Origin of the sequence: Streptomyces sp. NPDC044571, assembly GCF_040647115.1 — a bacterium.
GTDB lineage: Bacteria > Actinomycetota > Actinomycetes > Streptomycetales > Streptomycetaceae > Streptomyces.
Window position 1 is genome coordinate 1 of the sequence record NZ_JBEZBN010000054.1, and the last position, 18822, is coordinate 18822.

An 18822-nucleotide genomic window follows, 5' to 3' on the forward strand; every position below is an offset into this window, starting at 1 on the left:
CCCGAGCCGATCGGCTCGGGGGGCGCCCCTGTGACGTGCGCGTGCGTGACGCGTGTGACGTGACGGTGCGACGTACTGCTCGTGCTGCCCGGAGCGGCGTACCGCCCGGCTTGCTCAGATCCGCACCTGGACGGCCCGGGCGAGGCGGTCGTGCAGGCCGCGGCCGTCCCGGTCCCAGATCAGCGCCGGGATGACCAGGGCGAGCAGCAGCGTGCGCAGCACCACCCGGCCGAAGCCGAGGCGGCCCCCGCCCTCCGCGACGACCCGCAGCCCCAGGAGCCGCTTCCCTGGCGTGAAGCCAACGGTGCCGACCGTGAGGACGCTCAGGGCGACGAAGAGAGCGAGGGTCCAGTTGCCGGTCGCGGTCCCACCGCCGCCGGTGATCAGTCCGTACGCGATGAGCTGGCAGCCGATCCAGTCGACGGCGACGGCGCCGAGACGGCGCCCGAAGCGGGCCGCGGAGCCCGGGCCCTGCCGGGGCAGGCCGAGCCGCTCCCCCGGGTAGCCGAGGTCGACACCCATGTCCTCGGCGGCCGCACGGGGGCCGGAGAGCCATGATCCGATTGCTTGCCTGTTGTCCACCCGAACACGGTACCTGTGCGGCTCCGCGGCCTTCCGGCCGGACCCTGGTTAACTTGTGCGAAACAAATGGGTCATGCTTGAGAAATCCCGTCTGCTTATGGTCGGGTCAGCGTGCGGCACCGCACTGACGCACCACGAGCTATAAAGCCCGTCCCTGCCCCGGGACCGGGAGTAGGAGGAGTTGGATGTTCCAGAACGCCGACGAAGTGAAGCAGTACATCGAGGAGAACGACGTCAAGTTCGTCGACGTCCGCTTCTGCGACCTGCCTGGTGTGATGCAGCACTTCACCATCCCGGCGCGGGCGTTCGACCCGGCGGAGGAGCTCGCCTTCGACGGTTCCTCGATCCGCGGCTTCCAGGCGATCCACGAGTCCGACATGGCGCTGCGTGCCGACATCAGCACCGCGCGTCTGGACCCGTTCCGCAAGGACAAGACGCTCAACATCAACTTCTTCATCCACGACCCGATCACGGGCGAGGCCTACAGCCGCGACCCGCGCAACATCGCGAAGAAGGCCGAGGCCTACCTCGCCTCCACCGGTATCGCCGACACGGCGTTCTTCGGTCCCGAGGCCGAGTTCTACATCTTCGACAGCGTGCGCTTCGCGACCACCGCGAACGAGGGCTTCTACCACATCGACTCCGAGGCCGGCGCCTGGAACACCGGCTCCGAGGAGAACAACCGCGGCTACAAGGTCCGCTACAAGGGCGGTTACTTCCCGGTCGCCCCGGTCGACCACTTCGCCGACCTGCGCGCCGAGATCTCCCTTGAGCTGGACGCCCAGGGCCTCCAGGTCGAGCGCCAGCACCACGAGGTCGGCACCGGCGGCCAGGCCGAGATCAACTACAAGTTCAACACGCTGCTCGCCGCGGCCGACGACCTGATGCTCTTCAAGTACATCGTGAAGAACGTCGCCTGGCGCAACGGCAAGACCGCGACCTTCATGCCGAAGCCGATCTTCGGTGACAACGGTTCGGGCATGCACGTCCACCAGTCGCTGTGGCAGGGCGGCGAGCCGCTCTTCTACGACGAGGCCGGCTACGCGGGCCTCTCGGACACCGCCCGCTACTACATCGGCGGCATCCTCAAGCACGCCCCGTCGCTGCTGGCCTTCACCAACCCGACGGTGAACTCCTACCACCGCCTGGTGCCGGGCTTCGAGGCGCCGGTCAACATGGTGTACTCGCAGCGCAACCGCTCCGCCGCCATGCGCATCCCGATCACGGGCTCCAACCCGAAGGCCAAGCGCGTCGAGTTCCGCGCCCCGGACCCGTCGTCGAACCCGTACCTGGCCTTCTCGGCGCTGCTCCTGGCCGGCCTCGACGGCGTCAAGAACAAGATCGAGCCGATGGAGCCGATCGACAAGGACCTCTACGAGCTCTCCCCGGACGAGCACGCGAGCGTCCCGCAGGTCCCGACCAGCCTGGACGCCGTCCTCAAGGCCCTGGAGGAGGACCACGAGTACCTCCTGGCCGGCGGTGTCTTCACCCCGGACCTCATCGAGACCTGGATCGACTACAAGCGCACGCACGAGATCGCCCCGATCGCGCTGCGCCCGCACCCGCACGAGTTCGAGATGTACTTCGACATCTAAGAACCGGGCAAGCCCTGACAGAGGCCCTGCCGCTCTCCTCGGAGAGCGGCAGGGCCTCTGCCGTTGTCCGCGTCCTCACGGCCCGGACAGGATCGCCATGCCGCGGGTGAGCTCCCGCAGGGAGCGGACGGCCAGTTCGGCCGGGGAGTCCGGGCCCGTGGGCGGGGTGTCGGTCCCGGACCAGACCTCCAGGGAGACCCGGATCGCGTCCGTGGCCGCCGCCGCGAGAAGGCGGACGGCGAGCGGGTCCGCGGCGGGGCCCGCCAGCCGGGCGATGACCGGGACCAGGTGTTCCTCGGAGTCCTGGTTCACGCGGTACCAGACCGCCCGCAGCGCCGGGTCGGACGCAGCCGCCCGCAGCAGGCCGCGGGTCACCTCCAGGCCCTCGCCGACCGCCCTCGGGTCGCTGAGGGAGCGGGTGACCGCGCGTTCCAGGGCCTCACCGAGCGGGGTGCCCGGGTGCTCCTCCGCGAGCAGGGCGCGCCAGGCGTCGCCCCCGGTGGCGAGGAGGGGGGCCACCGCCTCCTGCTTGTTGCGGAAGTAGCGGTAGAACGTGCGCAGCGCGACACCGGCGCGGTGGGCGATGTCCTCGGCGGTGGTGCCGTCGGGCCCGTGTTCGGCGAACAGGGCGCAGGCCGCGCGCGCGATGTCGAGCTGGGTGGCGGCCTTGCGGCGCTCGGTCAGCGACTGGGCCCCGGGGCCGGGCGAGGGGGAGTACGGACGAGGGGATCTCACGGGGGAAGCCTACTCCCCGGACCCGCTTGGAATTACATGGTTTGTCAGTATGGCAAAACGTGTCATGCCGCCGGTACGCTCGCTCCATGAACCGTTACGAAGGACGCCGCGTCCTCATCACCGGCGGCGGCTCCGGCATCGGCCGGGCCACCGTCCACCGCATCCTGGCCGAGGGCGGCCGCGTCCACACCGTGGACGTCGACGAAGCCGGGCTGAAGGGCACCGCCGACGCGGCCGCCGCCGCGGGCCACGCAGAGCGGCTGACCACCGCGGTCCTCGACATATCCGACGAGGCCGCGGTACGGACCGGGGTCGCCGCCGCCGTCGCGGGACTCGGCGGGCTCGACGTCCTCGTCAACGCCGCCGGCATCCTGCGCTCCGCGCACACCCACCAGACCACGCTCGACCTGTGGAACAAGGTCATCGGGGTCAACCTCACCGGCACCTTCCTGATGGTCCGCGAGGCGCTCCCCGCCCTGCTGGAGGGCGACCAGCCCGTCGTCGTGAACTTCAGCTCCACCTCGGCGTCCTTCGCCCACCCCTACATGTCCGCGTACGCGGCCAGCAAGGGCGGCATCCAGTCCATGACCCACGCCCTGGCCGCCGAGTACAGCAAGCAGGGCCTGCGCTTCGTCTCGGTGGCGCCCGGCTCCATCGAGAGCGGCATGACCACCGGCAACGGCCCGGGCCTGCCCGAGGACACCGACTGGAGCCTGTTCGCCAAGCTCGCCCCCGCCATCGGCCAGGGCTTCGCCGGGCCGCAGACCGTGGCCGGTGTCGTCGCCATGCTGGGATCCGAGGACGGCGCCTTCATCACCGGTACGGAGATCCGCATCGACGGCGGCACGCACTACTAGAGCCCCCGGGCCGGTCGGCCGGCCCTATGCCCGGAAGCGGTCCCACAGCCGGGGGAAGCGCTCCGCCAGGACGGCTTCGTTCTCGAAGTCCAGCGGGGTGCCCTCCGGTTCCGCCGCCTGGAGGGGGATCCCGAGGTCCGGGGCCACCGCGCCGGTCAGCTGCTCGTACGCCTCGTCGGCCGCGTACCCCAGCTCCTCGCCGTCCCCGTCGATCTCCTCGTCGAACTCGCCGAGCAGGTCCGCCAGCTGGTCGGGATCGTGCACCGCCCCCTCGAACACCTCCCGGCCCTGGCCGATCAGCCAGCAGCGGAAGTAGTCGAACGCGTCGTCGCTCGCCCCGTCGAGCAGCACCCAGGCGGCGCCCCACAGGTCCCAGGTGTACGCCCGGTTGTACCGGGACTCGAAGTGCCGGGCGAAGTCCAGGACGGAGTCCGGGTCGAGCTGCGCCAGCCGCTCGACGAGCAGCTCGGCATGTTCCTCGGGGTCGCCCTCGGCCGCCTCGCGGGTGCTGTCGACGATCTCCCAGAACTCCGTCTCGTCCATCACCGCTCCAGCATCACGGGTGAGCCCCCGCGCCGCCACTGCGCACACGGGGAAAGGCCGGTGTCCGACCCCCTTGGCGGGGGTGGGACACCGGCCTTCGGCGTGTTGAGCCCGTGTCCTACAGGCCGTAGCGCTCGCGCGCCTCCTTGATGGAGGACGCCGGAACCTCACCGCGGCGGGCGAGCTGCGCCAGCGCGGCCACCACGATCGACTGGGCGTCGACACCGAAGTGGCGGCGGGCGCCCTCACGCGTGTCGGACAGGCCGAAACCGTCGGTGCCGAGCGAGGTGTAGTCCTGCTCCACCCACTGGCTGATCTGGTCCGGTACCTGGCGCATCCAGTCGGACACCGCGAGGACGGGGCTCGTCACGCCCTCCAGTGCGCGCGTGACGTACGGGGTGCGCATCTCGCCGCGCAGCAGCGCCTCGTCGCACTCCAGCGCGTCGCGCCGCAGCTCGCCCCAGGAGGTGGCGGACCAGACGTCGGCGGCCACGTTCCAGTCGGCGGCGAGCAGCTGCTGCGCCTCCAGGACCCAGTGGATCGCCGTACCCGAGGCCATCAGCTGGATCTTCGGGGCGTCGGCGGCCGGGGCCGCCTCGGCGAGGTCGGCCGCCGTGTTGAAGCGGTACAGGCCCTTGATGATGCCTTCCTCGACGCCCTCGGGCATCGCGGGCTGCACCTTCGGCTCGTTGTAGACCGTCAGGTAGTAGAAGACGTCTTCCGGCTTCTCGCCGTACATCCGGCGCAAACCGTCCTTGACGATCACCGCGATCTCGTACGCGAAGGCCGGGTCGTAGTTCAGCGAGGCCGGGTTCGTGGACGCGATCAGGTGCGAGTGGCCGTCGGCGTGCTGGAGGCCCTCACCGGTCAGCGTGGTGCGGCCGGCGGTGGCGCCGACGATGAAGCCCTTGCCGAGCTGGTCGGCGAGCTGCCACATCTGGTCGGCGGTGCGCTGCCAGCCGAACATCGAGTAGAAGATGTAGAACGGGATCATCGGCTCGCCGTGCGTCGCGTACGACGTGCAGGCGGCGATGAAGTCGGCCATGGCGCCGGCCTCGGTGATCCCCTCGTTGAGGATCTGGCCGTCCTTGGCCTCCTTGTAGTACATCAGCTGGTCGCGGTCGACCGGCTCGTACGTCTGGCCCAGCGGCGAGTAGATGCCGGCCGACGGGAAGAGGGACTCCATGCCGAAGGTGCGGGCCTCGTCGGGGACGATCGGCACCCAGCGCTTGCCGGTCTCCTTGTCCCGCATCAGGTCCTTGACCAGGCGGACGAAGGCCATGGTGGTGGCCATCTCCTGCTTGCCCGAGCCCTTGAGCAGCGGGGCGAAGGAGCGCTCGGCCGCAGCCGGCAGCGCCACGTGGTGGACCTTGCGGGCGGGGGCCGGGCCGCCGAGGGCCGCGCGCCGCTCGTTCAGGTACTGCACCTCGGGGCTGTTCGCACCGGGGTGGCCGTAGGGGACCACGCCGTCGACGAAGGCGCTGTCCGGGATCGGCAGTCCGAGCAGGTCGCGCATGCCCTTGAACTCGTCGATCGTCAGCTTCTTCATCTGGTGGTTCGCGTTCTTCGACTCGAACCCGGCGCCCAGCGTGTAGCCCTTGACGGTCTGCGCGAGGATGACCGTCGGCGCGCCCTTGTGCTCCAGGGCGGCCTTGTACGCGGCGTACACCTTGCGGGGCTCGTGGCCGCCGCGGGAGCTGTGGAAGCACTCGGCGATCTTCGCGTCCGACAGCACGCCGGCGAGCTGCACGAGCTCGGCGTTGGCGCCGAAGAAGTGCTGGCGGATGTAGGCCACGTCGCGGGTCGCGTACGTCTGGAACTGCGCGTCCGGGACCTCGCGCAGGCGGCGCACCAGGGCGCCCGTGGTGTCCAGCTGGAACAACTCGTCCCAGGCGGAGCCCCACAGGGACTTGATGACGTTCCAGCCGGCGCCGCGGAACTGGGCCTCCAGCTCCTGGACCACGCGGAAGTTGGCGCGGACCGGACCGTCGAGGCGCTGCAGGTTGCAGTTGATGACGAAGGTCAGGTTGTCGAGCTGCTCGCGGGAGGCCAGGGCCAGGGCGGCGGTCGACTCGGGCTCGTCCATCTCGCCGTCGCCGAGGAAGGCCCAGACGTGCGAGTTCGAGGTGTCCTTGATGTTCCGGTTCTGCAGGTAGCGGTTGAACCGCGCCTGGTAGATCGCGGACAGCGGGCCGAGGCCCATGGAGACCGTGGGGAACTCCCACAGCCACGGCAGGCGCCGCGGGTGCGGGTAGGACGGCAGGCCGTTGCCGCCTGACTCCTGGCGGAAGTTGTCGAGCTGCTGCTCGGAGATGCGCCCGTCGAGGAAGGCGCGGGCGTAGATGCCGGGGGAGGCGTGGCCCTGGATGTAGAGCTGGTCGCCCGATCCGTCGGCCTCCTTCCCGCGGAAGAAGTGCTGGAAGCCGGTCTCGTAGAGCCAGGCCGCCGAGGCGAAGGTGGCGATGTGGCCGCCGACGCCGTACTTGGAGCCGCGGGTCACCATGGCGGCCGCGTTCCAGCGGTTCCACGCGGTGATCCTGGCTTCCATCTCCTCGTCACCCGGGAACGCGGGCTCGGCGGAGGTGGGGATGGTGTTGACGTAGTCCGTCTCCAGCAGCTTCGGCAGGGCGAGGCCGGCGGCCTCGGCGTGCTGGAGGGTGCGGCGGAGCAGGTATTCGGCGCGGCGCGTACCGGCGGCCTGGGCGACGGCGTCGAGGGAGGCCGCCCATTCGGCGGTCTCCTCGGTGTCGCGGTCCGGGAGCTGGTCGAGCTCGCTCGGAAGCTTTCCTACGGGGTCGGACATCGGTGTGCGCCGCCTTCCGGACAAAGGAGAGGTGGTGAAGAAATCCCTGACGGGCAGGACAGGGTCGGCGGACCCGGGTAGGGGTCCGCCGATGACTGTAAATCGCTGATCGATGATCGATCAAATGAAAGTGGCGAAGAAATGGCGATCCGGGGAAAGTCGGCACCGGGTGCCAGCAATACGGGCACCCGGTGCCGGGCAAACCCGGACAAGCCGGCCCGTCAGGCCCTCGGTGCGCACCCCAGGACATGCCGCTTCACGAGCACTCCGATGTCCGGATCCCGATTGCGGAAGGCCTCCACCAGGGCCGCGTGCTCCTCCGCGTACGACTTCTGGACGGTGCCCAGCCACCGGATGGACAGGGCGGTGAACACCTCGATGCCCAGGCTCTCCCACGTGTGCAGCAGCACGCTGTTCCCGGCCGCCCGCACCAGTTCCCGGTGGAACCCGACGGTGTGCCGCACCTGCGCGGTCCCGTCCTCCGTCCGGTCGGCCTCCCACAGGGCCGCGACGTGCGGCTCCAGCGCCGTGCAGTCCGCCGCCAGCCGGGGCGCGGCCAGCTCGGCCGCGATCTGCTCCAGGCCGGCCCGGACCGGGTAGATCTCCTCCAGGTCCGCCGCCGAGAGGTTCCGTACGCGCACGCCCTTGTTCGGCGCCGACTCGATCAGCCGCAGCGTCTCCAGCTCGCGCAGGGCCTCGCGCACGGGCGTCTGGCTGACCTCCAGCTCGACGGCGATCCGCCGCTCCACGATCCGCTCGCCGGGCTTCCAGCGCCCGCTGACGATCCCCTCCACGATGTGCTCGCGGATCTGCTCGCGCAGCGAGTGCACGACGGGTGGGGTGATCATCGGGGCTTCATCTCCTGAGGGGTGGGCAGGAAGTGCGCGGTGGTGGGCGGGCCTGATGCGTAGACAATACGGCGGCGCCCCCGCCCGGGAGTATCCCGGACGGAGGCGCCGACAGTGAGGCTGGTTACAGGCCGAGCTCGACCTCGAACTCGCCGGCCTCCAGGATCGCCTTGACGGCCGAGAGGTACCGGGCCGCGTCCGCGCCGTCCACCAGGCGGTGGTCGTAGGACAGGGTCAGGTACGTCATGTCGCGGACGCCGATGACGGTGCCCTCGGGGGTCTCCAGGACCACCGGGCGCTTGACCGTGGCACCGATGCCCAGGATGGCGACCTGGTTCGGGGGCACGATGACCGTGTCGAACAGCGCACCGCGCGAACCGGTGTTGCTGATGGTGAAGGTCGCGCCCGACAGCTCGTCCGGCGTGATCTTGTTGCCGCGGACCTTGCCCGCCAGGTCGGCGGTCGCCTTGGCGATACCGGCCAGGTTGAGGTCACCGGCACCCTTGATGACCGGGGTCATCAGGCCCTTCTCGGAGTCCACGGCGATGCCGATGTTCTCCGAGTCGAAGTAGGTGATGGTGCCCTCGTCGTCGTTGATCCGGGCGTTGACGACCGCGTGGGCCTTCAGCGCCTGGGCGGCGGCCTTGACGAAGAACGGCATCGGCGAGAGCTTGACGCCCTCACGGGCCAGGAACGAACCCTTGGCCTGCTCGCGCAGCTTCATGATCTTGGTGATGTCCACCTCGACCACGGAGCTGAGCTGCGCCTGCGAGTGCAGTGCCTTCATCATGTTGTCGCCGATGACCTTGCGCATGCGGGTCATCTTGACGGTCTGGCCGCGCAGCTCGGAGACCGCGGCGGCCGGAGCCTTGGCGGCCGGGGCGGCAGCGGCGGCGGGGGCCGGGGCGGCAGCGGCGGCCTTGGCGGCCTCGGCGGCGGCCAGGACGTCCTGCTTGCGGATACGGCCGCCGACACCGGTGCCCGTGACCGTGTTCAGGTTGACGCCGGACTCCGAGGCGAGCTTGCGCACCAGCGGGGTCACGTACGCACCCTCGTCGCCGGCCGGAGCCGGGGCGGCGGGGGCGGCCGGAGCGACCGGAGCCGGAGCGGCAGCGGCCGGAGCCGGGGTCACCGGGGCCGGAGCGGCCACCGGGGCGGCAGCCTGGACCGGGGCCGGAGCAGCAGCGGCCGGAGCGGCAGCCGGAGCCGGAGCAGCGGCCGGAGCCGGAGCAGCGGCCGGAGCAGCCGGAGCGGCAGCGGGGGCCGGAGCGGCAGCCGGAGCCGGGGCAGCGGCGGCCGGAGCCGGAGCGGCCGGGGCCGGAGCGGCGGCCGGGGCGGCACCGGCGACGCCGATGACGGCCAGACGGGCGCCGACCTCGGCGGTCTCGTCCTCGCCGACCAGGATCTCCAGCAGCGTGCCGGCGACCGGCGCGGGGATCTCGGTGTCGACCTTGTCCGTGGAGACCTCAAGCAGCGGCTCGTCGGCCTCGACGGACTCGCCGACCTGCTTCAGCCAGCGGGTGACGGTGCCCTCGGTGACGGACTCGCCCAGGGCGGGGAGCACGACGTCGGTGCCCTCGGCAGAAGCGCCGCCGGCGGCCGCCTCGGCCGTCGGCGCGGGGGCGGGGGTCTCGACCTCGGTGGACGGGGCGGCCTGCGGGGCCTGCGGCGCCGGGGCGGCGGCGGGCTCGGCGGCTGCCGGCTCGGCAGCCGGGGCTGCAGCAGGCGCGCCGGAGCCGTCGTCGATGACGGCCAGCTCGGCGCCGACCTCAACGGTCTCGTCCTCGGCGACCTTGATGGAGGCCAGGATGCCGGAGACGGGGGACGGGATCTCGGTGTCGACCTTGTCGGTCGAGACTTCGAGCAGCGGCTCGTCGGCCTCGACTCGCTCGCCCTCGGCCTTCAGCCAACGGGTGACAGTGCCCTCGGACACGCTCTCTCCGAGCGCCGGAAGGGTTACGGAAACCGGCATGGTTTCAGTTGCTCCTAACGAAAGTGCGGAAGTGGTCGTCGCGCCCGTGACGATCAGTCGTGTGCGTGCAGGGGCTTGCCGGCCAGGGCCAGGTGGGCCTCGCCCATCGCCTCGTTCTGGGTCGGGTGCGCGTGGATGAGCTGCGCGACCTCGGCCGGCAGGGCCTCCCAGTTGTAGATCAGCTGGGCCTCGCCGACCTGCTCGCCCATCCGGTCACCGACCATGTGGACGCCGACCACGGCACCGTCCTTGACCTGGACGAGCTTGATCTCGCCCGCGGTCTTGAGGATCTTGCTCTTGCCGTTGCCCGCAAGGTTGTACTTCAGGGCCACGACCTTGTCCGCACCGTAGATCTCCTTGGCCTTGGCCTCGGTGATGCCGACGGACGCGACCTCGGGGTGGCAGTAGGTGACGCGCGGGACACCGTCGTAGTCGATCGGGACGGTCTTCAGACCGGCCAGACGCTCCGCGACCAGGATGCCCTCGGCGAAGCCGACGTGCGCGAGCTGCAGGGTCGGGACGAGGTCGCCGACGGCCGAGATGGTCGGCACGTTGGTCTGCATGTACTCGTCGACCAGGACGTAGCCGCGGTCCATCGCGACGCCCTGCTCCTCGTAGCCCAGGCCCTGGGAGACCGGGCCGCGGCCGACGGCGACCAGCAGCACCTCGGCCTCGAAGGTCTTGCCGTCGGCGAGGGTGACGCGGACGCCGTTCTCGGTGTACTCGGCCTTGTCGAAGAAGGTGCCGAGGTTGAACTTGATGCCGCGCTTGCGGAACGCGCGCTCCAGCAGCTTCGAGCTGTTCTCGTCCTCGACCGGGACGAGGTGCTTGAGGCCCTCGATCACGGTGATGTCGGAGCCGAAGGACTTCCACGCCGAGGCGAACTCGACGCCGATGACGCCGCCGCCCAGCACGATCGCCGACTCGGGGACGCGGTCCAGGACCAGCGCGTGGTCCGAGGAGATGATGCGGTTGCCGTCGATGACCAGACCCGGCAGCGACTTCGGCACGGAGCCGGTCGCCAGCAGGACGTGGCGGCCCTGGATGCGCCGGCCGTCCACGTCGACGGAGGTCGGCGAGGAAAGGCGGCCCTCACCCTCGATGTACGTCACCTTGCGGGAGGCCACCAGGCCCTGGAGGCCCTTGTACAGGCCCGCGATGATCTCGTCCTTGTACTTGTGGACACCCGCGATGTCGATGCCCTCGAAGGAGGTCTTCACACCGAACTGGGCGGCCTCGCGGGCCTGGTCCGCGATCTCACCCGCGTGCAGCAGAGCCTTCGTGGGGATGCAGCCGTTGTGCAGGCAGGTGCCGCCGAGCTTGTTCTTCTCGATCAGGGCAACGTCCAGACCCAGCTGGGATGCGCGCAGAGCCGCGGCGTAACCGCCACTGCCACCGCCGAGGATCACTAGGTCGAAAACGGTGCTGGCGTCGTTCGCCACGTCACGTCCTCCATGCATGTGCGCCGGGCACCGGTCCTCTGTGACCGGGCGGCGGCTGGTAATCGGCCGCTTGTTTCTTCGGCCCTGTGGTGGGGGCCCTGTCCTGCCGAGAACCCATCTTCGCATTTGTCGGGGGAACGCGGGACGCCGGGCCCGCACTGTGGCAGGTCGTTCTGCCTGAAGCAGGGGTTACCGAAGCGTAGAAACCTACGGATTTCGTTGTGGGTGAGCACGGCGGCCCCCTCGATCACGTGGTATCGAGGGGGCCGCTGTGCGTCACGTCTCACACCGCGGCCCGGGAACGGGCCGCGGGACCGCGTCAGCCCAGGTCGCCGGTGGCCGTACGCTCGGCCAGGCGCACCAGGGTGCGCACGGCCGAGCCGGTGCCGCCCTTGGGGGTGTAGCCGTACGGGGCGCCCTCGTGGAAGGCCGGGCCCGCGATGTCCAGGTGCGCCCAGGTGATGCCCTCGCCGACGAACTCCTGGAGGAAGAGGCCGGCCACCAGGCCGCCGCCCATGCGCTCGCCCATGTTGGCGATGTCGGCGGTGGGGGAGTCCATGCCCTTGCGCAGGTCCGCAGGGAGCGGCATCGGCCAGGAGGCCTCGCCGACCTCCTCGGCGATCTCGTGGATCGCGGTGCGGAAGGCGTCGTCGTTGGCCATGATGCCGAAGGTCCGGTTGCCCAGGGCGAGGACCATCGCGCCGGTCAGGGTGGCGACGTCGACGATCGCGTCCGGGTTCTCCTCGGAGGCCTTGGTCAGCGCGTCACCGAGGACGAGGCGGCCCTCGGCGTCGGTGTTCAGGACCTCGACGGTCTTGCCGCTGTACATGCGCAGCACGTCGCCGGGTCGGGTGGCGGAGCCGGACGGCATGTTCTCCGCGAGCGCGAGCCAGCCGGTGACGTTGACCTGGAGGCCGAGGCGGGCCACGGCGACCACGGAGGCGAACACGGCGGCGGCGCCGGACATGTCGCACTTCATCGTCTCGTTGTGGCCGGCCGGCTTGAGGGAGATGCCGCCCGAGTCGTAGGTGATGCCCTTGCCGACGAAGGCCAGGGTCTTCTCGGCCTGGGGGTGGGTGTACGAGATCTTCACCAGGCGCGGCGGGTTCTCGGAGCCCTTGCCGACGCCCATGATGCCGCCGTAGCCGCCCTTGGTCAGCGCCTTCTCGTCCAGGACCTGGACCTTGATGCCGTGCTCCTTCGCGGTGGCGGAGGCGACGGCGGCGAAGGCCTCGGGGGTGAGGTCGTTCGGCGGGGTGTTGATCAGGTCGCGGGCGATGTTGACCTCGCTCGCGACGATCGTGGCGCGCTCGACCGCGGCCTTGTGCTCCTTGTCGCGCGGCTTGGCGCCCAGCAGGGCGACCTCGGCGAGGGGCTGCTTGGGTCCGCCGTTCCTGGCGGCCGCGCCCTTCTTCTCGCCGCCCTGGTAGGCGGTGAAGGCGTACGCACCGAGCAGCGCGCCCTCGGCGACGGCGGTGACGGCGGAGGCGTCGTCGAGGGGGAGGGCGAAGGCGGCCTTCTTGCTGCCGTGCAGCGCGCGGGCGGCGGCACCGGCGGCGCGGCGCAGTGCCTCCTCGTCGTACGACTCGTCCTCCTCGGGGACAGGGCCGAGTCCGACCGCCAGCACGACCGGGGCCTTCAGGCCGCCCGGGGCCGGCAGCTTCGTGGTCTCGCCCTCGGCGCCCGAGGCGCCGAGTGCGTCGAGCACGGCGGCGAGCTTTCCGTCGTAGGCCTTGTCCACGGCCTCGGCGCCTGCGGCGACGACGGGGCCCTTCGGGCCCTTCGCCACGCCGACCACGAGGGCGTCGGCGCGCAGCGTCGCCACGCCGGCAGTGCTGAGAGTCAGAGCAGTCACGGTGGTGAAGTCTCGCTTCCGTTTGTGTTGTGGGCCGAGTGGGTGGACGGCCATCCGTCTCGATCGTATTCCGGCCCGACGGCCGCCAGAAATGAGCCTACGCGTAGCGGCTCGTCCGTACGCCACTCGAAGGTTTGGGAAGTTGTTCGACGCGCAGGCCGCCAGGTTCACCCATCTGTGGTCTCTGTTCCAGGTTTGCCCTTTGGACCTGACGAGGTCCGCGAGACTCGACGCACTCTCGCAAGGGGGCGTGGGGTCCCTTTGCATGATTTCCACAGAGCCTCCTCGGCCCGGCCGACCGCCATGGGCCGTAGTCGAGTGATGCCTGCGGGGGGAAAGGCCGACATGGTCAACAAGAACCGGATGAACAGGGCTGCCGCCGCCATGGCCGCGGCGGCGCTGATGTCCGTGGCACTGCCCGCCGCGTCCGCCCATGCGGCGGCCGCGGCCGTGACACCGCGCATCGACCTGAAGGTGCTCGTCGTCGACGACGGCGGCAGCTCGGTCGAGGCCATCACCGCGGAGCTCCGCGACACAGGGGTTCCCTTCACCCGCGTCCAGCTGGGGGCCGCCGGCCGCCCGGTCATCAACGCGGCGCTCCTCGCCGACACGGTCGACGGCCGGCCGCGGGCCAAGTACCAGGGGGTGGTGCTGCCCAACGAGAACCCGTTCGGCGAGGGCTCGGCCGAGATGGCGGCGCTGAGCGCGTACGAGACGGCGTACGGCATCCGCCAGGTCGACGCGTACACCTGGGCCCACCCGGGCGTGGGCCTGGAGTACACCGACAACGGGGGGTACAGCGGCCAGCTGGACGGCACCCAGGCGGCCGTCACCGCGGCCGGCAAGGCGGGCCCCTTCGGCTACCTCGGCGGCCAGGTCGCCTTCGAGGACAACTCGGCCCTGGTCCCGGAGAGCTACGGGTTCATGGGCCGGCCGAGGACCGGCTACACCAGCTACCTGGACGCCCCCGTCGGCTCCGGCCGGGCCTCGCTCGTCGGCGAGTACGCGCACGACGGACGCAGCGAACTGGTCGTCACCTTCGGCTACAACCGGTACCAGCAGCAGTTCCGGCTGCTGGCCCGCGGCATCGTCGACTGGCTCACCCAGGGGGTCCACCTCGGACAGGAGCACAACTACTTCGCCGTCCACGTCGACGACGTCTTCGCCCCCGACGCCCGCTGGAGCAAGGAGCTCAACTGCACGCCCGGCGACTACGCCTGTGCGGGCGGCGCGGGCAAGGAGAGCACCATCCGGATGTCCGCCGCGGACGCGCAGTACGCGGTGCAGTGGCAGCAGAGCAAGAACTTCAAGCTCGACCTGCTCTTCAACGCGGGCGCCGGGGAGGAGTGGAAGGCGGAGAACGGCGGAACCGACGCCCTGACCGCGCAACTGGTGGCGGACCGGGCCAACTTCCGCTGGATGAACCACACCTACACCCATCCCTTCCTGGGCTGTGTCCAGGACACCACCACGGTCCCGTGGACCTGCACGAAGACCGCCACCGGCGCCGTCAACTGGATGAGCCGTGCGGAGATCTCCGCGCAGATCCGCGACAACAACAACTGGGCGGCGGCCAAGGGCATCACCACCGACCGCACCGAACTCGTCACCGGCGAGCACTCCGGTCTCAAGACCCTCCCGGAGCAGCCCACCGACAACCCGAACCTGGCGGGCGCGCTCGCCGACAACGGGGTCAAGTGGGCCGGCAGCGACAACTCCCGCGAACCGGCGCAGCGCCCGGTCGGCGCCGCCCTGACCGTCCCCCGCCACCCGATGAACGTGTACTACAACACGGGCACCAACGCGGAGATGGCCGACGAGTACAACTGGGTCTACACCAGCCGCGCCGACGGCGGCAGCGGCGTCTGCGAGGACAACCCGGCCACCTCCACCTGCCTGCCGGCCCCGCTCGACACGGCCACCGGGTACCTCGGCTACATCGTCCCGGCCGAGGCGCGGACCGCCCTGCGCCACGTCCTCGCCAACGACCCGCGCCCGCACTACGTCCACCAGTCCAACCTCGCCGAGGACCGCACGCTCTACCCGGTCCTCGACCAGGTCCTCGACACCTACCGGAGCCTCTACGCGCCCAGCGCGCCGATCGTCAACCAGAGCATGAAGGACACCGGCGTCGAGCTGAGCCGCCGTGCGGCCTGGGACAAGGCGCTCGCCGACGGCAAGGTGACCGCCTACCGGATCGGCACCGCCGTCACCGTCAAGGCGCCCTCCGGGGTCATCGCCCCGCTCACCGCGCCGAACGGGACCAAGAAGCAGCTCCTGCTCGGCACCGCCGACTTCGGCACCGCCTACGCCGGCAACCGCTCCGCCTGGACGGGCCCGGAGCTGCTCCAGAGCGCGGTCACGCTCAAGCTGCCCAGCTGACCACCGGGTTCGCCCGTCTCACCTTCACCACCCGTACCACGTGCACTGCCTGGTACCACGAGCGCCGGCGCTCCGCCTACCCACGGGCGCCGGCCCCTTTTCCGTCCTGGGGGGACACACCGCATGAGCCATGGGCGCCATGTCACCATGCTCACCGAAGGCACCTATCCGCACGTCCACGGGGGAGTCAGCACCTGGTGCGACCAGCTGGTACGCGGAATGCCGGAGGTCGACTTCAACGTCATAGCCCTGACCGGCACCGGCCGTGAACCGGTCACCTGGGAGCTCCCGCGCAACGTCTACCGGCACACCGCCGTCCCGCTGTGGGGGCCGCCGCCCGGCCGCAGCCGCCGCGCCGCCCTGCGGGGCCGGGCCCACCGCCGGTTCAGCGAGACGTACGAAACCTTCCTGCTGTCACTGCTCGACCCCGCAGCCGGCCCGGCCGGCCACGACTTCTCCGCGTCCCTGCACGAACTCGCCCTCCTCGCCCGGGCCGGCCGGCTCGCCCCGGCCCTGCGCTCCGAATCGGTTCTGCGCCTGCTCATGGACGTGTGGACGCGCCCCGGCCTGGCCACCGCGGCCGCCGCGCCGACCATCCACGACGCCCTCACCGCCACCGACCTGCTGGAACACGCGCTGCGGCCCCTGGCCGTGCGGATCCCGCCCGACAGCGTCGCGCACGCCGTCAGCAGCGGCCTCGCCACCCTGCCGGCCCTCGCCGCCAAATACCTCGACCAGGTGCCCTTCCTGCTCACCGAACACGGCATCTACCTGCGCGAGCGCTATCTCGGCTACCGCCGCGCCGCCGAGCGGTGGCCCGTCAAGGCCCTCATGCTCGGCTTCTACCGCGAGCTCAACACCGAGGGCTACCGGCAGGCCGACCTCATCACCCCCTGCAACCAGTACAACCGCCGCTGGGAGGAGCGCGGAGGCGCCGCCTCCGACCGGATCCGCACCGTCTACAACGGCGTCGACCCGCACGCCTTCCCGGAGGCCGGACCCGAGCCCGAGGTGCCCACCCTCAGCTGGTGCGGCCGCATCGACCCCATCAAGGACCTCGAAACCCTCATCCGGGCCTACGCGTTCATGCGCAAGGAACTGCCCGCCCTGCGGCTGCGCCTGTTCGGCCCCGTCCCCGCCGGCTGCGAGGACTACCGGCTCCGGCTGGAGAAACTCGCCGCCGAGCTGGGGGTGGGCGACGGGATCACGTACGAGGGGCGCATCGACGAGGTCGCCCGCGCCTACGCCGCCGGCAGCATCGTCATGCTCTCCAGCATCAGCGAGGGCTTCCCCTTCAGCATCATCGAGGCCATGTCCTGCGGACGCACCACCGTCTCCACCGACGTCGGCGGGGTCCGCGAGGCCGTCGGCGACACCGGTCTCGTCGTCCCGCCGCGCGAACCGGAGACCATGGCCCGCGCCGCCCTGGCCCTGCTGCGCGACCACGAACGCCGCGCCGAGCTCGGCCGGCTCTCCCGCAAGCGGGTCGTCGAGAAGTTCACCCTCCACCAGTCGGTGGACGGCTTCCGGCACATCTACCGCGGCCTCGCCGACGAGAAGCGTGCCGGCCAACCCGTCCTGCCCCTCCCCGCGGGCGACATCTGGACGCAGCGGCTCGCCGACCCCTGGTACCGGGAACTCGCAGCGGACGGGAGCCTGTGGTGAGCGGATCCCTCTGGCTGCGCGTCCCCGGCGGCGACACCCTGCCCGCGATCCCCCGGCCCCGCCGCAGCGGGCCGGGGAAACCCGGCACCGCCGCCGACCCCATGGAGGAACTCGCCGAACGCCTCGACGTGCTCGTCGCGGCGGCCGTCCACCCCGACGAGATCGCCGCCATCCTCGAATCCGACGGGATGACGGACGAGCACATCCGGCTCACCTACGGCCGCCACGACTCCTTCGGCCTCGCCGAGGAGCTCTACGCACGCGTGCCCCGCGCCTTCCCGGAGCCCGAGCACGTCCCCGACCCCTGGAAGGTCTCCCTCACCGCCTGCCTGCTGCGCGGGGCGATCTTCGCGCTGCCGGGCCTGGCCTACGTCCTGGGCGCCCCCCTGCTGGAGGGCCCCAAGGACCGGCTCGGACTGCCCGCCGGGACGCTGACCCTGCTCGCCGGCGCGCTCATCGGCTGGGTGTGGGACCAGACCCTGTCCCACCGCGCCTACTCCTGGATGGGCCTCGGCGACCGGGCCGCCGCCGGGCGGACCCTGCTCGTCGGCGCCCCCGCCGGCGCGCTGCTCGGCACCGCCGCCGCGCTGACCGTGCCCGGCGGGCCGCCGTTCTCCTACGCCTTCGCCGCCGGGCAGGCCCTGTACGTGGGGGCCGCCACCGTGCTCCTGGTGCTCGGCCGGGAGCGGGTGCTGCTGGCCGCGCTCTCCCCGATGGCCGCGGGGTCCGTGCTCGCGCTCTTCACCGACCTGCCCCTGCGGTTACGGGTGGGTCTGCTGCTGGTGTCCCTGCTCGCCGCCTGCACGCTGGCCGTACGCGAACTGCCCCTGGCCGAGGGAGTACGGGCCGCCGCTCGCCGGATCCGCGCCCCGGGCCGGACCGGGCATCGCGCCGGCGAAGGAGCGGTGCGCTGGCGGATGCTGCGGGGCGGCGAGGAGGAGTACGGCCCGCGCGGCCCCCGGCTCGCGGACTCGGTGCCCTACGGGATGTTCGGTCTCGGCACCGGCCTGCTCGTGCTGTACGCAGCCCTGGGCGAGGTGCTCGCCGGAGGCCCCGCCGAGGCCGTCGCCGCCCCCTCGGCGGTGGCGCTCACCCTCAGCATGGGCCCCGCCGAATGGCTGCTGCACCGCTTCCGCAGCGGCAGCCTGGCCGGGCTGCGCGCCGCCCGCTCGCCCGGGCAGTTCCGGCTGCGGATGCTCGCCACCCTGGCCCGCTGCCTCGTCGCCTACCTGGCGGTGCTGCTGGCCCTGGGACTGGCCGGCACCCTGCTGTGGCCCGGGGCGCCCGGCCTGACCGGGGTCCGGAGCGCGACCCTGCTGCTGCTCGGCGCCGTCATGTGGACCGGGCTGCTGCTCCAGTCCTTCGGGGCGGTCCGGCCCGCCGCCGTGGTCTGCGCCTCGGCGGCCCTCGCCCAGAGCCTCGCGCTGCTGGCGGGGCTGGGACAGCCGCGGCTGCTCCAACTGATGGTGGCCGGCGCGGCCGCGGCCGCCCTGGGCGTGCTCGTCTGCCTGCGCCTCGGCCGGGCGACGGCGCACCGCTGACG

General features: G+C 71.4%; 13 protein-coding genes. 5 read left to right on the forward strand and 8 right to left on the reverse strand.

Annotated elements, in window-relative coordinates; genetic code table 11:
- Positions 1 to 114: 114 nt before the first annotated feature.
- A complete protein-coding gene (locus AB0B01_RS24785) occupies positions 115 to 582 on the reverse strand; it encodes an RDD family protein (protein ID WP_361723072.1) in 468 nt (155 codons plus the stop codon).
- A gap of 185 nt (positions 583 to 767) precedes the next feature.
- On the opposite strand from AB0B01_RS24785, the gene glnA reads away from it, so the two are divergent.
- Positions 768 to 2177, forward strand: a complete 1410-nt coding sequence (gene glnA, locus AB0B01_RS24790) for a type I glutamate--ammonia ligase (protein ID WP_361723075.1) — start codon at positions 768 to 770, stop codon at positions 2175 to 2177.
- Between the two features lie 75 nt (positions 2178 to 2252).
- Here glnA and AB0B01_RS24795 read toward each other — a convergent pair whose 3' ends face one another.
- The gene (locus AB0B01_RS24795; RefSeq protein ID WP_361723078.1) at positions 2253 to 2912 is read right to left on the reverse strand and encodes a TetR family transcriptional regulator; all 660 of its coding nucleotides are present in this window, start codon (positions 2910 to 2912) and stop codon (positions 2253 to 2255) included.
- Positions 2913 to 2998: 86 nt separating this feature from the next.
- On the opposite strand from AB0B01_RS24795, the gene AB0B01_RS24800 reads away from it, so the two are divergent.
- Positions 2999 to 3769 (forward strand): SDR family oxidoreductase, encoded by a 771-nt coding sequence (locus tag AB0B01_RS24800; RefSeq protein ID WP_361723081.1) that lies wholly within the window; start codon positions 2999 to 3001, stop codon positions 3767 to 3769.
- A 24-nt stretch (positions 3770 to 3793) separates the two neighbouring features.
- Here AB0B01_RS24800 and AB0B01_RS24805 read toward each other — a convergent pair whose 3' ends face one another.
- From AB0B01_RS24805 to AB0B01_RS24830, 6 genes are all read right to left on the reverse strand, one after another.
- On the reverse strand, positions 3794 to 4312 hold the full coding sequence (locus AB0B01_RS24805; RefSeq protein ID WP_361723084.1) for a DUF4240 domain-containing protein: 519 nt from the start codon (positions 4310 to 4312) through the stop codon (positions 3794 to 3796).
- A 118-nt stretch (positions 4313 to 4430) separates the two neighbouring features.
- Entirely contained in the window at positions 4431 to 7115 is a 2685-nt protein-coding gene (aceE, locus tag AB0B01_RS24810; RefSeq protein ID WP_361723087.1) for a pyruvate dehydrogenase (acetyl-transferring), homodimeric type, read from the reverse strand.
- A 221-nt stretch (positions 7116 to 7336) separates the two neighbouring features.
- Positions 7337 to 7960 carry a GntR family transcriptional regulator gene (locus tag AB0B01_RS24815; RefSeq protein WP_361723161.1) on the reverse strand — a complete coding sequence of 208 codons (624 nt, stop codon included), beginning with the start codon at positions 7958 to 7960 and terminating at the stop codon, positions 7337 to 7339.
- A 127-nt stretch (positions 7961 to 8087) separates the two neighbouring features.
- Positions 8088 to 9935, reverse strand: coding sequence for a 2-oxoglutarate dehydrogenase, E2 component, dihydrolipoamide succinyltransferase (gene sucB, locus AB0B01_RS24820; RefSeq protein WP_361723090.1), 1848 nt, complete (start codon positions 9933 to 9935; stop codon positions 8088 to 8090).
- A gap of 53 nt (positions 9936 to 9988) precedes the next feature.
- A complete protein-coding gene (gene lpdA / locus AB0B01_RS24825; RefSeq protein WP_361723093.1) occupies positions 9989 to 11377 on the reverse strand; it encodes a dihydrolipoyl dehydrogenase in 1389 nt (462 codons plus the stop codon).
- Between the two features lie 319 nt (positions 11378 to 11696).
- Entirely contained in the window at positions 11697 to 13232 is a 1536-nt protein-coding gene (locus AB0B01_RS24830; RefSeq protein WP_361723096.1) for a leucyl aminopeptidase, read from the reverse strand.
- A gap of 321 nt (positions 13233 to 13553) precedes the next feature.
- On the opposite strand from AB0B01_RS24830, the gene AB0B01_RS24835 reads away from it, so the two are divergent.
- The 3 genes from AB0B01_RS24835 to AB0B01_RS24845 all read left to right on the forward strand — a co-directional run bounded on the left by AB0B01_RS24835 (position 13554) and on the right by AB0B01_RS24845 (position 18820).
- Positions 13554 to 15614 carry a hypothetical protein gene (locus AB0B01_RS24835; RefSeq protein WP_361723099.1) on the forward strand — a complete coding sequence of 687 codons (2061 nt, stop codon included), beginning with the start codon at positions 13554 to 13556 and terminating at the stop codon, positions 15612 to 15614.
- A gap of 123 nt (positions 15615 to 15737) precedes the next feature.
- Entirely contained in the window at positions 15738 to 17279 is a 1542-nt protein-coding gene (gene pelF / locus AB0B01_RS24840) for a GT4 family glycosyltransferase PelF (protein ID WP_361723102.1), read from the forward strand.
- The gene (locus AB0B01_RS24845) at positions 17276 to 18820 is read left to right on the forward strand and encodes a hypothetical protein (protein WP_361723105.1); all 1545 of its coding nucleotides are present in this window, start codon (positions 17276 to 17278) and stop codon (positions 18818 to 18820) included. Before pelF ends, AB0B01_RS24845 begins: the two co-directional genes overlap by 4 nt.
- The last annotated feature ends 2 nt before the right edge of the window (positions 18821 to 18822 follow it).

Excerpts from the sequence above, each read along its gene's own strand:
- glnA (WP_361723075.1), top strand. The coding sequence starts at position 768 with ATGTTCCAGAACGCCGACGAAGTGAAGCAGTACATCGAGGAGAACGAC.
- AB0B01_RS24800 (WP_361723081.1), top strand. The coding sequence starts at position 2,999 with ATGAACCGTTACGAAGGACGCCGCGTCCTCATCACCGGCGGCGGCTCC.
- AB0B01_RS24805 (WP_361723084.1), bottom strand. The coding sequence starts at position 4,312 with ATGGACGAGACGGAGTTCTGGGAGATCGTCGACAGCACCCGCGAGGCG.
- aceE (WP_361723087.1), bottom strand. The coding sequence starts at position 7,115 with ATGTCCGACCCCGTAGGAAAGCTTCCGAGCGAGCTCGACCAGCTCCCG.
- sucB (WP_361723090.1), bottom strand. The coding sequence starts at position 9,935 with ATGCCGGTTTCCGTAACCCTTCCGGCGCTCGGAGAGAGCGTGTCCGAG.
- AB0B01_RS24835 (WP_361723099.1), top strand. The coding sequence starts at position 13,554 with ATGCCTGCGGGGGGAAAGGCCGACATGGTCAACAAGAACCGGATGAAC.
- pelF (WP_361723102.1), top strand. The coding sequence starts at position 15,738 with ATGAGCCATGGGCGCCATGTCACCATGCTCACCGAAGGCACCTATCCG.